Below are 14,231 nucleotides of genomic sequence, written 5' to 3'. Positions count from 1 at the left end.
TTGCGTTCAATGGCAGTCGCGGTCGACAGCCATTGCACGCAGAGTTGCCATGCATTCACGATGCAGCAACGATAACCGCGCTCGCCGACGCACACGCGCCGGCGAGCGCTCGCATCGCACCGCGCGGCATCAGAACCGGTAGTTCGCGAGCACCTCGAACCGCCGGTCGTTGCCGAGCAGATACTGCGTCTGGTTGTAGTACGCGGACTGCACGTAGCGGCGGTTGAACACGTTGTACGCACGCGCCGTGATCGTCGTGTCCTTGCGCGGCTTCCATGCGAGGCCAAGGTCGACCGTGGTGTACGACGGCATCACGAGCTGGTTCGCCGTGTCGGCAAACCGCTTGCCGACGTACTTGACGCCGGCAATGCCCGTCCAGTCCGGCGCGAAGCGCCAGCTTACCCACAGGTTCGCGAGCCGCTGCGGCACCGATACCGGTACGTTACCCGCGCGCGAGACCGTCGCGCCGCCGGACGTCTGCTGGAAGTCGTCGTATTTCGCGCGCAGGATCGACACGTTCGCGTCGACGCGCCAGTCCTTCGCGATCTCCGCGCCGACCGTCGCCTCCAGCCCGCGCGACGACTGCTGGCCGACCTGGATCGACTGGTTCGGGTTCACCGGATCGGCCGTCAACAGGTTGCTCTTCACGATCCGGTACGCGGCGAGCGTCCATTCCGCGTTGCCGCCGAGGAACGACTGCTTCACGCCGATCTCGATCTGCCGGCCGGTCGCGAGCGTGAAGTTCGCCTTCGACGCATTCAGCGACAGCAGCGAGCTGACCGGATCGGCCGCGACCGAGTACTGGCCGTACACGGCGAGACCGGGCTTCACGTCGTACACGGTGCCGATGCGCCAGCCCGTGTTCGCGAACACTTTCGTGAACGCGCCGCCGTTCACGAGATCGTCGCGGTTCACGCTCGCATGGTCGTAGCGCAGCCCGCCGATCACCGACCAGCGCGGCGTGAGCGCGAGGCGGTTCTCGGCGAACAGCGCGTACTGGTTCGACTGGCTGCGGTACTTCGGATACGTGCCGGCCGTGTTGATGAAGCTGCCCGGGTCGAAGCTGAACGGATCGACCGTCGACGTGCCGGAATACGGCGAGTTGTTGTCGTGCTGGAACGTCGTGTGGTTGAACTCGAAACCTGCCGAGAACGTGTTGCGCATCCCGAGCAGCGTGCTGCTTACGGTGGCTGTCGTCACGTTGCCGTACTGTTCCTGGTCGTGGAAGATCTCCGTGTAGCTGCTGCGCCGGACCTGCGCGGTCGACGGCAGGTACGTGTAGTACTCGGCGTCCTTCCAGTGACGGTTGCTTTTCATTCGGTAGAGCGTGGTCGTCACGTTCAGGCTGTCGCTCGGCTGCCAGTTCGCCGATACGGTTGCCCAACTGTCGCGGAACGCGATGTCGCTGTCGCCGACGTTGTAGTTCTTCTTGTCGAGCGCGCGATCGCGCGCGCCGTTCACGAGCGGTACGCCGAAATACTGCATCGGATGCTGGAAGCCCTGCGCATACGATGCCGTTACGTACAGGTCGGGCGTCACGTCGTAGCGCAGCGCGCCCGAGATCGACAGGTTGCGCGAATCGCCGCGGTCGACCCAGTTCGACGAGCGGTTGCCGCTGATGTCGAAGCGATACGACAGCTTGTCGTTGATTGCGCCGCCGCTGCCGAACGCGGCCCGCGCCGTGCCCTCGGAGCCGCCGCCGACCTGCAGTTCGTTGCGGATCGGCGTGCGGGCCGGCTTCTTCGGCACGACGTTGACGACGCCGCCGATCGCGCCTTCGCCATAGATCACCGACGCCGGGCCGCGCAGCACGTCGATATGGTCGACCGACCACGTGTCGAACGGAAACGTGACGCCGATCGCGCCGTACGGGCGCACGCCGTCGTAGAGCTGCGTGACCGACGACGCGCCGACGAAGCCGCGCGCGCCGAGCTCCGAGCCGCCGTTGCCGGGATGCGGCGATTCGCTGATACCGGCTGCGCGGCTCACCGCGTCGACGATCGAACTGTCGCCGCGCGTGTCGAGCGTCGCGCGGTCGATCTGCTCGACGCTCGCGGGCGTTTCGAGCGACGACAGCCCGAGACGGCTGCCCGTGTCGAGCGGCTGCGTCAGCGCGGCCGCCTTCGGTGCGTTGATGCGAATCGGCGCGAGCGTGGTACCGGTGCCCTTGATGTCGTTTTCCTGGGCCTGCCCGGCCGGCGCGAAAGCCGCGAGAACGGCAGCGGGCAGCATCAATCTGAACTTCATGCTTCGGAATCCTTTGATTTGGCGGAATCGCTTTGCGATCACGCTGCCGCGCGCGCCGCACGGCCGAACAGCAGGCGGTCGATCAACCAGACCGCGACGATCGTCATCCCCATCAGCGGGAATACGATGCCGAGCAGCACGAGCCCCGCGATCCAGCCGCGCATCGGCGGCGTGCCGCGTTCGCGCGACGGCGCGCCCAGCTTGGCCGCAGGGCGGCGCTTCCACCACATCACCGTGCCCGTGACGGCCATCGCGGCGAGCCCGAGCGACAGCACCGCGCAGACGATCTGGTTCGCGAGCCCGAAGTAGCGACCCATGTGCAGCGACGTGCCGTACGACACGGCTTTCGACACCGCGCCGTAGTCGTCATAGCGGATGTCCTTCAGCACTGCACCGCTGTACTGGTCGATGTAGATCGTCCGTTCCGCCTTAGGGTCGGCCGGGAAGTACGACGCGGTGAACACGCCGTCCGCGCCCGACGGCAACGCGAGCGTGTAGCCGCTCGTCACGCCGAGCCCCGCAACGATCCCGATCGCGCGTGCCAGCGGCAGCGGTGCCGGCGTCGGCGCCGACGGCGAATGCGGAACGGGCACATTGCCGACCGCCCACGGCGTTTGCGGCAACGGCAGGTCGTCCATCACCATCCCCGGCATCGACTCGTCCGATTCGTGATGATGGCCGGACGGCGCAGCGGCCTGCGCGTGCGCAGGCGCCGCGGCGGCGCCCGGGCGCGTCGAACGCACCGACGCGCCGCCCCATGCGCCCTCCGGTGCGCCGAGGTTCACGGTCGCGGCGAGCGCCTTGAAGTTCTTGCCCCACGAGCCCGACCACGGCAGTCCCGACAGGATGAATGCGACGGTGCCGGCCGCGAGCCAGATGCCCGCCGTCGCATGGATGCTCTTCCACAGCGGCCGGCCGCGCAGCGACAGGTCGGGCTGCAGCGCACGCCCGATGCGCGCCGTGCCACGCGGCCACCACAGCGCGATGCCGGTGCCGATCATCACGAACGTCCAGCATGCGGCGAGTTCCATCAGCAACTCGCCCGTCTTGCCGAGCAGCAGCTTGCGATGCAGCATCCGGTCGACCTGCATGAAGCGGCGCTCGACGCTCAGCGTGCCGAGCACGCTGCCGTCGTACGGGTTCACGTACACGCTCTCGCGGCTGCCGTCGCGAAGCCGGAATACATATTCGGCGCTGCGGTCCGGCGCTGTGGAGACCTGGACGGAAGCCAGCGTTGCTCCGGCCGGCATCGCGGTACGTGCGCGGGCGAGCAGCGTGTCCGGGTCGAGCTTCGGCGTGGCACGCGGCTCGACGACCAGCCGATGCGGATACAGAAGCGGCTCGATCTGCGGCTGGAAGCAATAAAGGGTTCCCGTGATCGCGAGGATCACGAGAAACGGCATGACGAACAGGCCGGCATAGAAATGCCAGCGCCAGAGTGTCCGGTAACCGGTGCTTGCGGAATGGGCGGGCGAGATCGTCCGCTCGATGGTGGTCGACATGGTGTCAGCTCCTCGTGATCGTCGTGATCGTCGATCGGCGAGGCCGGCGCGGGCCGGCCGCCGTCAACGCGCCACACACCGGCATGCGAGCGTCGACGTAACGGGCAACGCGGCCTGATGCGCAGGCCATGCGCAAGGCGGCGTTGCCCGCGCGACGCGGGCAGTCGGGTGAACGCTTGAATCAGGTGTGGTGAAACGAACGGCATGAAGGCCCATGCACATCGACGTGCACGAGCCGCTTGGCGGAACGTTCAGCAGAACAGCGGAGGGGCGCGGGAGGGCGGGCGATCGTCGAATATCGATCGCACGAAAGGAGGACAGTCGAGGTGAATCCGGAAACGCCGCGGCACCGCGGCGGGAAACAACAGCACCAGCAGCACGAACGACGCCAGCGCCGTGAACAGCGCGGCACCGAATGCGCAGAGGCTGTCGCCGTTTCCGGAGGACGCCGTCTTGTCGGCGTGCGCGTCATGTTTGAGCGCATCGACGAGCGCCAGCGCGTCGTTGGCCGGCGTGATCGGCGCGCCGGCATCGAAGCGGGCGGCGAGCGCGGCTACGCTGACGATCAGCGGGCCACGGCCCGAACACAGCACCACCGAGCCCGCATCCGGACCGTCCGGATCGAGCATCACGGCGCCCGACATCAGCGCGCGGGACAGCAGCGTCACGAGGAGGAAACCCCACAGTAGCTGTCGCGCGACGCCTGGCCGGAGCAGGAAGCGGCGAAGTGCGTTCATGGCGCGCGATTGTACATCGGTTAACGGGGAGGGACCGGCGCGCAGCGCTGATGAGCGGGATAAGCCGGCCAGCGAGCGGACGTGTGCGCGGGGTTGCCGCGTCGTGCGTCGCCCGGCTTCGCGATCGCAGCGACGATCGCTGCGCGCATGCGCCCGTTTCGGGAGCGCGTTCTATGGCAGGCGGGTCGTCAAGCCGCCTCGTCAAGCATGCGTCATGCCGGATACGCGTCGTCGACCTTCAGGTTCGCGAGCCGGAACAGCGTGCGCAGCGTCTGCGGATGAATGTCGCGGCGCGCGGCGAGCGACGTCAGCATGAAGTCGAGCACCTTCGCGTAGCGGAGCAGCACGAGGCAGCGCGGAAGATCGGGCGTGCGGCCGCGCATCTCTTCGGCGAGGTGGACCATTTCGGTCGACAGCGTGCGTGCCATCTCGAGTTCCATCTGCTGTTTTTCGGTCCAGTCGGGCAGCGGCTGTTCGAGCACCTTTGCGAGAAAGAGCTGGAACGCCGTGTCGGACGAATTGGGCAGCGCATCCATGAGGGGCCTCGTCGCTTGTGCGGATCGTTCGGGCGTATTCGTGGATGCGCCCGAGGTTGATGTGTGTCCGCGCGGGTCGTCGGCGCGGCTTTACCCGAACGGAATGCAGGTTCCGTACCAGCGCCGCGATCCGATTGTTGAGCAATGTTGAGCGGCGCTCCCGCGGCGGTCGGCGAGTCCCGTCGGTACTGGGTTGCGCAGACGGTCGAGGAGGATGTCGACAGGCAGGGCGCGATGGACGTCGGTCGCACGGAGCGGCTCGGCGACGCGAAATGCTTCACGGATGTAACGTAACGCCGCGACAAAACGCGCGGCACGTTTTTGCCGGCGAACGGCTGAAAGGTGCCCGCCTGCGCGTTCCGCCCGCGTCTGTCGTGCGTTCGCCGACGGGAAACGCCGGTACGGGACGACCTCTGTTGTACAGCGGAAACCGGCGGCGAATGCGCCAGTTGTTTCATAAACGAGACGGTTTTACGAACGGCGATTCGACTGGCGTGGTCATCGAACTGGCCCAGCGATTGGCCGCGCAATTGTCCATGGGCAGACGGCGCGCGTTTGCCAACAATCTCCGAACCCACCCTGCGAGATTCGACATGAGCGTCCACGCCTTCTTCTCGGCCAACCTGCTGCTGGCCTACACGGCCTATTTCATCGGTACGGCCAGCCCGGGGCCGAGCAATCTGGCGATCATGTCGGTCGCCGCGAACCACGGCCGCAAGGCGGCGCTGGCGTTTGCGCTCGGCGTCATTTCGGGGTCGATGTTCTGGGCGACGGTGGCGGCGCTCGGCGTGTCGGCCGCGTTGCTCGCGTGGTCGAAGCTGCTGGTCGCGATCAAGATCTTCGGCGGGCTGTACCTGCTGTGGCTCGCGTTCAAGTCGGGGCGCACGGCGCTGTCGGGCACGGCGGCGGCATCGCCGAACGCGGCCGGCGAGCAGCGGCTGTCGCGCTTCTACGCGCGCGGCGCGATGCTGCACCTGACCAATCCGAAAGCCATCCTCGTGTGGGTGTCGATCGTCGCGCTGTCGTCGAACGGCGCGGGCGCGTCGCACGGCGCCGTCGTGCCGGGTTGTGTCGTGATCGGGTGCCTGGTGTTCGGCGGTTATGCGCTCGTGTTCTCGATGGACGGCGCGCGCCGGCTGTACGTGCGCGGCCGGCGCGCGATGGAAGCGTGTCTTGCGGTCGTGTTCGGCGTGGCGGGGATCAGGTTGCTGGCGTCCAACGTATAGCAGTGTGCTGCTCGCTGAAACCCTCCGCCGCATCGACGTGCGGCGGAAGGCTCCCGCTTCACGATGGCTTCAGAAAATGAAGCCCGTATTGATGAACTTCGACGTGTGATCCGACACGATCGAGTCGAGCAACTGCTTGCTGCTGTCGGTCTGCTTCGCCGCGACCATCGAGCGGATCGAGAACGCGCGCAGCGCGTCGCTCACCGACAGCGTGCCTTCGGCCGAATCCTTGCGGCCCGCGAACGGGAACACGTCGGGCCCGCGCTGGCACTGGCAGTTGAGGTTCACGCGGCAAACCTGGTTCACGAGCGGATCGACGAGCGCGCCGATCTGCACCGGATCGGAACCGAAGATGCTGACCTGCTGGCCGTGATCCGACGTCGTCACGTAGTCGAGCGCGGTGTCGACGTCGTCGAACGGCGCGACCGGAATGATCGGCCCGAACTGTTCCTCGCGGTACAGCTTCATCCCTTCGGACACCGGATACACGACGGCCGGATTGAACAGCGTCTTGCTGAACTCGCCGCCCGAGTGGTTGACGACCTGCGCGCCCTTCTCCTTCGCATCGTCGATCGCGTCCGTCATGTAGGCCGTGCGATGCATGCCGGGCAGCGGCGTGATGCTGACGCTTTTCTCCCACGGCATGCCGATCTTCAGCTGTTCGAGCGCGGCGGTGAAGCGCTTCAGGAATTCGTCGACGATCGAGCGGTGCACGAGCAGCATCTTCAGCGCGGTGCAGCGCTGGCCGTTGAACGACAGCGCGCCGAGCAGGCATTCCTTCACGGTGAGGTCGAGATCGGCGTCGGGCAGCACGATCGCCGCGTTCTTCGCGTCGAGACCGAGGATCGCGCGCAGCCGGTGCGACTTCGGGTGCTGTTTCTTCAGGTGATCGGCCACCTTGCTCGACCCGATCAGCGCGAGCACGTTGATCTTGCCCGACGCGAGCATGTGCGGCACGACCACCGCGCCCGGCGCGTAGATCGTGTTGATCACGCCCTTCGGGAACGCGTCGCGGAATGCTTCGAGCAGCGGCTCGAACAGCAGCGTGCCGTACTGCGGCGGCTTGAACACCACGGTGTTGCCCATCAGCAGCGCGGGGATCAGCGTCGCGAAGGTTTCGTTCAGCGGATAGTTGTACGGGCCCATGCACAGCACGACGCCGAGCGGCGTGCGGCGGATCTGGCCGATCGTGCCTTCCGCGATCACGAAGCGCGAGTTCGCGTTGTCGAGCTCCTTCAGCGCATCGATCGTCTGCGTCATGTACGTGACGGTGCGGTCGAACTCCTTCTGCGAATCGGCGAGGCTCTTGCCGATCTCCCACATGATCAGGTTCACGACCAGCTCGCGCTGCGCGACCATCCGCTTGATGAAGTCCTGCATGCACGCGATGCGCTGCTCGACCTTCATCGTCGGCCACTCGCCGCGGCCCGAGTCGTACGCGCGCACCGCGGCGTCGAGCGCCGCGTCGCTCTCCGTTTCGCCCATCACCGGGTAGCTGCCGATCTCGACCTGCTCGACGCTGCCGTCCGCCTGCCGCACGCAAACGGGCGACAGCACGGTTTTGGTTGCACCGTCCCACGGTCGCAACTCGCCGTCGACGAGCGACACGCGCTGGTGAATCGGCGAAGCGAGCCGGAACTCGGCGGGGATGTCCTGATAGGCGGGAAACAGTTGCTGCAGGGAGGCGGAATCGGGCATGACGGTCTCGTTTGACGGGGTGTCCGGGAAGGACGGGCGATGCGAATCCTGAGCTGAGCGATCCTCGATCCTGAATCGGCATGATGACGCGCACACGACGACGCGTCACGCGGGAACATGGCCGAATCAGCGATTGGAACCAGTTCCATTAAAAAGGAACGCCGACGCGAATGCAAGAATTGCCGAATCGGCTCATGCGTATCGTAAGCATTTGGAAAGACTGTTTCCGAATGGCCGGTATAACGCGTCCGGTGCAACCGCAAACGTTTCACTCCGGCTGGATTGGGCGGATAATGGCGCGGCGCGACGAAGAAAAAAATGAAGCGAGCCTGAGAGAGCAGACGTAGTGAACAAAAGAAGAAGGTCCGCCGCGCTGCCGATGCGAGGTCGGCTGCCCGGAGCGCCGGGTCGGGGTTGCCCGGCTCGGCGCGCACCGGACCGTTGAATGCGTCCCGCCTGCTTTACTGGATCCTTCGTGATCCTCTCCAATCCCTCCGTAGTCGTTTTCCGAATCCCGTCTTCTGCCTGAGCGTTTCCGCACGATACGGCCGGTCGAATTCTTTCGTCTAGCTTACGCGTGCACGATCCAGTTACGCGAAAATGAAAGGCATTCGTCAGGAATGCAGAACGCAACGCGTCCGCACGTTGCGGGCAGGCGACACGTTAAAAATTAATCGAAAACACGAATCATTCTCGTTTATTATTTCGCACCATTACGAGCCGTGACGGGAAGTCACGGCTTTTTTCGTGCCGGTCGTGCCGGCCGGCATCCACCCGCGCCGGCCGTTCGCCCGCCGGCATGCGTGACGGGGCGATCCCCCGCGCGCGCCATCTTCCTTACGGAAAGGGCTTCGTCGGTCGATTCGCCGCGCGATTCGCGCGTCGGCCGGATGCGTTTCCGTTCGCCGTTTTTTCTTCACCCTCTACGTTCACGATGAAACTCAACACGAGCGCGTGCCATGCGCTTCTGATCGTCACGTCGCTGGCCGGCGCCCGCACTTCGTTCGCGCAGGCGAGCGACGCCGCAGCGACCTTGCCCGCGATTTCCGTCAAAGCGGCCGCCGAGCATGCGTCGTACGACGCGGGCCGGTCGCGCGCGGCGACCAAGACCGACATGTCGCTGATGGACGTGCCGCAGACGGTGAACGTCGTCCCGCACGCGGTGATCGAGGACCAGAACGCGTCGTCGATGCAGGACGCATTGCGCAACGTGCCGGGCGTCGGTTTCTCGGTCGGCGACGGCCAGCGCGACCAGATCACGATCCGCGGTTTCAACAGCATCACGGATCAGTACGTCGACGGCATTCGCGACGACGCGCTTTACTATCGCGACCTGTCGAACGTCGAGCGTATCGAGGTGCTGAAGGGGCCGGCGGCCGTGCTGTACGGGCGCGGCTCGGCGGGAGGCATCGTGAATCGCGTGCTGAAGCGGCCGGAGGCGAACCCGGTGCGCGACGTGGGCGTGACGCTCGGCACGCGCGGCGAGCGGCGTGGCGAATTCGACCTCGGCTGGAACGCGAACGACGCGGCGCGCTTCCGCATCACCGGCGCGGCCGAGAACTCGAACAGCTTTCGCGACCAGTTCCAGCTCAACCGCCAGGCGATCGCGCCGTCCGCGCAGTTCAAGCTCGACAGCGACACGGTGCTAAACGTCGAATTCGACTACCTGCATGACCGCCGCACGTCCGACCAGGGCCTGCCCGCCTATCGCGGCCGGCCGGTCGACGTGCCGATCAACACGTATTACGGCTCGGCCGACGCGGCGAGCAGCTCGTACAACGACGTCTCCGCGAAGAGCGCGACGGTGTCGCTCGATCACCGCTTCAGCGATTCGCTGTCGTTCCACGGTGCGATCCGCGCGTACGACTTCTCGCTCGAACGCAAGAACTACGTGACGTACGAGCCGATCAAGACCGCCACGCATCCGGTCGTGACGCTCGACCAGTCGACGCGCCAGCGCACCGACCACGGCATCGACGGCCTGTTCGAGCTCACGCAGAAGACGTCGCTGTTCGGCATGCGCCACGAGGTGCTGTACGGGCTGGAACTGTCGCAGCAGCAGAAGTTCGACACGATCTACAGCGTATCGAAGGTCGCCACCTACGATCTCTTCAATCCGCAGCAGGTGATCCTGCCCGGCGTGCCGACCGGCGCGCGTCCGAAGACGAACGCGTCGACCGTCGTCGGGCTCGCGGGCGTCTACGCGCAGGACCTGATCTCGCTGACCGAACACTGGAAGGTGCTCGCCGGCCTGCGCTTCGACTACCTGAACCAGATCCGCCACGACTACACGTCGTCGAACGTCAACCTCGACCGCACCGATCACGCGTGGAGCCCGCGCGTCGGCCTGATCTACGAACCGCTCGACTGGCTGACGCTGTACGGCTCGTTCAGCCAGTCGTTCTCGCCGCTCGCCGATACGCTGATCAGCTCCGGCGCGTTCGCGAACGGTGCCGCGCTCGCGCCGCAGAAGACCACCGCGTACGAAGTCGGCTCGCGTTTCGACCTCGGCGGCAAGGCGACGGCCAGCGTTGCGCTGTTCGACATGCGCCAGACGAACCAGCAGATCGGCGACCCCGCGAATCCCGGTTATGCGCTGCCGATCGGCACGCAGCACGTGCGCGGGATGGAGCTGGGCTTCACCGGCGAGATCGCGCCGAAGTGGTCGGTGTATGCGGGCTACGCGTACCTGAACGGCACGGTCGACGGTTCGCCGCAATCGACGGCGGCCGGCCTCGCGCTGTCGAGCAACACGCCGGGGCTGATGCCGCGTCACAGCGCGAACCTGTGGCTGAAGCGCGAGCTGCCGTACGGCTTCTATGCGGCGGCCGGCATGCAGTTCCAGTCGGCGCGTTACACGTCGGCCAGCGATCTCGTCACGCTGCCATCGTTCACCGTGTTCAACCTGGGTGCCGGCTATCGCAGCAAGAAGGTCGACGTGACGCTCACGCTCGACAACCTGTTCAATCGCCGTTACTTCATTGCCGCGCACGGTAACGCGGACCTGTACAACATGCCCGGCGATCCGCGTACGCTGACCGCGACGGTGAAGTGGCACATGTAACGCTCGTCACGCGCATCACGCGTGCGTTGCGCGACAATGCGGGTCATCGTCACGATGGCCCGCCTTTCACGACCCATGATCCGCCAAGCGTTTGATGTATCGAACCTGACCGGCCGCGCCCGCACGCTGTGCGCCGTGTTGTTGCTGGCGTGCGGTCCGGCCGCGGCGGGCGAGCAGCCGATCCTGGCCGATGCGGAGCCGGAATGCCATGCCGTGCATGTCGACCGCGCGATCACGCTGTCGGGTCGTTACGCAGTCGATTACGACGATGAAGCGATCGGGCCGGACGTGTGGTTCGAAGAGGACGATGCGTCGGCGAAGCGCTTGCCCGACCGCTCGCAACGCGCGGGCATGATCGTTTTCACGAACCAGGACGTTGCGCGACGCGGGCTGAGGCTGCCCGCCGCGCAGCCGCACGGCGTTTGCCTGCTCGACGGGCGCGCGACGCTCGTGATCCGCGATTTATATACCGCGTGCCCGGGGCTGGAAACGCCCGATAGCGCGCGGCTAGTGAAGGTCGTCATGGCCAGCGTGCCGGCGCGGCACGCCTGCAACGCCACCGCGCCATGACGCTGACGCAACCGCGCCGTTACTCGACGTCCTCGTCATCCTCCGCGTCGGCGTCATCCGCATCCCCCTCCGGCGCCGCATACGCGCTCGCCTGCTCGAGCAGCCAGCCGCGAAACAGCTCCAGCGGCTTGCTGTGGCTGAGCTCCGTCGGATACACGAGGTAGTACGCGGAATCGCCGACCGTTGCTGCGTCGCACGGCACGACCAGGCCGAGCTGCTGCAACTGTTCCTCGACGAAGAACTTCGGCACGAGCGCGATCCCGAGCCCGGCCGCGGCCGCGCTGATCAGCATCGTGTGCAGCTCGTAGCGCACGCCCTGCATCGTGCGGATGTCCTCGACGCCATGCGTCTCGAACCACTGCGCCCACGCGCCGGGGCGCGTCGTCGAGTGCAGCAGCGGGTAAGCGAGCAGATCCTCCACACGCTCGACGGGCCTGTCGAGCAGCGCGGGCGAGCAGATCGGCACGACTTCCTCGCCGAACAGGTAGTCGGACGACGTGCCGGGCCAGGTCGGCTTGCCGTAGTGGATCGCGGCCTCGAAGTGCGTGTCCTCGAACGAGAACAGGTCGGTGCGGCTGCCCATGTTCACGCGCACGTCGGGCGTGCGGTCGTAGAAGCTCTTGATGCGCGGGATCAGCCAGTGCGACGCGAACGTCGGCAGCACCGCGAGCTCCAGGTAGCCGCCGCCGCTGCCGTGCGCGATGATCGACAGCGTGTCGCGGTCGAGCGCTTCCAGCGCGCGCCGCACCTGCGTGCCGTACAGCTTGCCGGCGCGCGTCAGCACGACGCGCTGCTTCACGCGCGCGAACAGCCGCACGCCGAGGCTCGCCTCGAGCGTCGCGATCTGCCGCGATACCGCGCTTTCGGTCAGGAACAGCTCCTTGGCCGCGTGCGTGAAGCTCTCGTGGCGCGCGGCGGCCTCGAAAGCCACGAGCGCGCCCATGTTGGGAATCTTGAATTTACGCATGATGCTCTATTCGTCTGATGAACGGACCCGCTCGGCGCGGGCCGGCGAGCGGGATCAGGGACGGACAATAATTCCAAAAACTCATCACATCTCAATTTAATCTCGCTTTACGCCCGCCTGCAACCCTTTGAATAATGCTTGCCACGCAAGGTTGGCGCCCAATGGGCCGCCGGCCGACGAGTTGCCGGCACGTTTGCCGGCGGTCCCCCGAGACGAGAATCCTGATGCGCAATCCGAATATCGAGAGCTTGCTGACGAAGCTGCTGGGACAGGCGAAGACCGACGCCCTGTTCTCGACCCTGAACATGCCCGCCATCCTCGAAGAATGGGAAGACGGCGTCGTGACGCGCGCGGAGATCGCGCAGGCGATGAACATGGCGCTGTTCGAAGGGCTGCTCGAGCGTTCGGCGAACGGCCGCGCGTACACGGCCGACGCGATCGAAAGCGGCGGCTCGGTCTACTTCGACCACGGCGCGCTGCGCACGGTGCGCTGGCCGCACACGGGCGCGCTGCCGCCGGGCGAAGCCGCGTTCACGCGCATCCTGCGTCCGCTCGGCTTCCGCCTGAACGGCCGTTACCCGCTCGACAAGCTCGGCATGACCGGCCGCGCGTATGCGCACGAGGACGCACCGGACGAAATCGCGCAGTTCTTCGTCAGCGAACTGCATCCGGAGCGTTTCTCGAAGGAATTCCAGCAGGCCGTGACGAACGTCGTGAGCTCGTCGCGCGATCCGCTGTCGCCGGCGGCCGTTGCGCTGCTGTGGGAAGTCGAACGCGAAGGCTGGCTGTCGCTCGACGCCGCGCACGCGCTGCTGCCAGAGATCGTCGGCGCCTTCGCGCGCCAGCACGACCTGCCGAACGAACTCGACTACGAAACGCTGCTGATGGAATCGGCGGAAATGGCGTGGATCTCGACCGAAGGCAACGCGTTCAACCATGCGACCGACCGCGTCGCCGACGTGTTCAAGCTGTCCGACGACGAGAAGGCGAAAGGCCGGCCGATGAAGCCGGAAGTCGAGCGCTCGCGCTCGGGCCGCGTGTTCCAGACCGCGTATCGCGCGGATACCGTCGAGCGCGAGTTCCGCACGCGCGACGGCGGCACGGTGAAGCGCAACGTGCCGGGCTCGTTCTACGAATTCATCACGCGCAAGCGCACGTTCGACCAGGCGGCGCGCCGCTGGGTGACGGACCTGCGTTTCGACGCGGGCAACGCGCAGGGCATCTTCAAGATGACCGCGAACGCGGCGAAGTAATCGTGCGGCGAAGCGGGTGGTGATGCGGCGGCGGCATGATTGCCGCTTGCGTATCGACTCTCGGCTTTGCATGCAGCGAATCGATCGGGCGGGGCGTGCAAGCGCCTCGCCCGATTGAGTTTGGCCGCGGCCGAAGAACGACGGGGCGCCGGCCCGCCGACGCACGTGCCGCGCGCTTGTCGCGCACCGGAACTTGATGACGAATTCTCACAACATAGTTCCGATAATTCGTTTGCTGCACGGGTATTGGCTACCCACAATCCATTCACCTCTTTCGCGGTGAAAGGTTCTACAGAGACGGAACCACGGTGATCGGCAGGCCGGTTCTGCGCCTTCGTTGAATGGCGCGCTGGCAGCGGACGACTTCACCGGCACGCAGGAGGTTGCCGACGCGCGGCAGCCGCGCGTTGCATCCCGACCCACAGAACAAG

At 66.1% G+C, this 14,231-nt stretch carries 10 protein-coding genes; 4 read left to right on the top strand and 6 right to left on the bottom strand.

Annotated elements, in window-relative coordinates:
* Positions 1 to 129: 129 nt before the first annotated feature.
* From R9B84_RS32215 to R9B84_RS32200, 4 genes are all read right to left on the bottom strand, one after another.
* Entirely contained in the window at positions 130 to 2,247 is a 2,118-nt protein-coding gene (locus R9B84_RS32215) for a TonB-dependent receptor (RefSeq protein ID WP_423761477.1), read from the bottom strand.
* A gap of 38 nt (positions 2,248 to 2,285) precedes the next feature.
* Complete coding sequence (locus tag R9B84_RS32210; protein ID WP_423761476.1) at positions 2,286 to 3,749, bottom strand: PepSY-associated TM helix domain-containing protein; 1,464 nt, start codon at positions 3,747 to 3,749, stop codon at positions 2,286 to 2,288.
* Between the two features lie 251 nt (positions 3,750 to 4,000).
* Entirely contained in the window at positions 4,001 to 4,486 is a 486-nt protein-coding gene (locus tag R9B84_RS32205) for a hypothetical protein (protein WP_423761475.1), read from the bottom strand.
* A 212-nt stretch (positions 4,487 to 4,698) separates the two neighbouring features.
* Positions 4,699 to 5,022, bottom strand: coding sequence for a DNA-binding protein (locus tag R9B84_RS32200; protein ID WP_423761474.1), 324 nt, complete (start codon positions 5,020 to 5,022; stop codon positions 4,699 to 4,701).
* Between the two features lie 593 nt (positions 5,023 to 5,615).
* Between R9B84_RS32200 and R9B84_RS32195 the strand changes: the two genes are divergently transcribed.
* Positions 5,616 to 6,248 (top strand): LysE family translocator, encoded by a 633-nt coding sequence (locus R9B84_RS32195; RefSeq protein ID WP_096475168.1) that lies wholly within the window; start codon positions 5,616 to 5,618, stop codon positions 6,246 to 6,248.
* A gap of 69 nt (positions 6,249 to 6,317) precedes the next feature.
* Here the strand turns inward: R9B84_RS32195 and R9B84_RS32190 are convergent, their stop codons facing one another.
* Positions 6,318 to 7,946 (bottom strand): NADP-dependent glyceraldehyde-3-phosphate dehydrogenase, encoded by a 1,629-nt coding sequence (locus tag R9B84_RS32190; protein ID WP_423761473.1) that lies wholly within the window; start codon positions 7,944 to 7,946, stop codon positions 6,318 to 6,320.
* Between the two features lie 934 nt (positions 7,947 to 8,880).
* Here R9B84_RS32190 and R9B84_RS32185 point away from each other — a divergent pair.
* Entirely contained in the window at positions 8,881 to 11,010 is a 2,130-nt protein-coding gene (locus R9B84_RS32185; protein ID WP_423761472.1) for a TonB-dependent receptor, read from the top strand.
* Between the two features lie 75 nt (positions 11,011 to 11,085).
* Complete coding sequence (locus R9B84_RS32180; protein ID WP_423761471.1) at positions 11,086 to 11,580, top strand: hypothetical protein; 495 nt, start codon at positions 11,086 to 11,088, stop codon at positions 11,578 to 11,580.
* A 19-nt stretch (positions 11,581 to 11,599) separates the two neighbouring features.
* Here R9B84_RS32180 and R9B84_RS32175 read toward each other — a convergent pair whose 3' ends face one another.
* The gene (locus tag R9B84_RS32175) at positions 11,600 to 12,547 is read right to left on the bottom strand and encodes a LysR family transcriptional regulator (RefSeq protein WP_423761470.1); all 948 of its coding nucleotides are present in this window, start codon (positions 12,545 to 12,547) and stop codon (positions 11,600 to 11,602) included.
* 224 nt (positions 12,548 to 12,771) lie between these two features.
* On the opposite strand from R9B84_RS32175, the gene R9B84_RS32170 reads away from it, so the two are divergent.
* Positions 12,772 to 13,800, top strand: coding sequence for a DUF1338 domain-containing protein (locus R9B84_RS32170; protein ID WP_065502925.1), 1,029 nt, complete (start codon positions 12,772 to 12,774; stop codon positions 13,798 to 13,800).
* Positions 13,801 to 14,231 lie beyond the last annotated feature (431 nt).

The organism is Burkholderia sp. NLJ2 (assembly GCF_049487195.1).
GTDB lineage: Bacteria > Pseudomonadota > Gammaproteobacteria > Burkholderiales > Burkholderiaceae > Burkholderia > Burkholderia pyrrocinia.
This window is presented reverse-complemented; position numbering and strand designations above follow the sequence as displayed.

Excerpts from the sequence above, each read along its gene's own strand:
- R9B84_RS32215 (WP_423761477.1), bottom strand. The coding sequence starts at position 2,247 with ATGAAGTTCAGATTGATGCTGCCCGCTGCCGTTCTCGCGGCTTTCGCG.
- R9B84_RS32210 (WP_423761476.1), bottom strand. The coding sequence starts at position 3,749 with ATGTCGACCACCATCGAGCGGACGATCTCGCCCGCCCATTCCGCAAGC.
- R9B84_RS32205 (WP_423761475.1), bottom strand. The coding sequence starts at position 4,486 with ATGAACGCACTTCGCCGCTTCCTGCTCCGGCCAGGCGTCGCGCGACAG.
- R9B84_RS32200 (WP_423761474.1), bottom strand. The coding sequence starts at position 5,022 with ATGGATGCGCTGCCCAATTCGTCCGACACGGCGTTCCAGCTCTTTCTC.
- R9B84_RS32195 (WP_096475168.1), top strand. The coding sequence starts at position 5,616 with ATGAGCGTCCACGCCTTCTTCTCGGCCAACCTGCTGCTGGCCTACACG.
- R9B84_RS32190 (WP_423761473.1), bottom strand. The coding sequence starts at position 7,946 with ATGCCCGATTCCGCCTCCCTGCAGCAACTGTTTCCCGCCTATCAGGAC.
- R9B84_RS32185 (WP_423761472.1), top strand. The coding sequence starts at position 8,881 with ATGAAACTCAACACGAGCGCGTGCCATGCGCTTCTGATCGTCACGTCG.
- R9B84_RS32180 (WP_423761471.1), top strand. The coding sequence starts at position 11,086 with ATGATCCGCCAAGCGTTTGATGTATCGAACCTGACCGGCCGCGCCCGC.
- R9B84_RS32175 (WP_423761470.1), bottom strand. The coding sequence starts at position 12,547 with ATGCGTAAATTCAAGATTCCCAACATGGGCGCGCTCGTGGCTTTCGAG.
- R9B84_RS32170 (WP_065502925.1), top strand. The coding sequence starts at position 12,772 with ATGCGCAATCCGAATATCGAGAGCTTGCTGACGAAGCTGCTGGGACAG.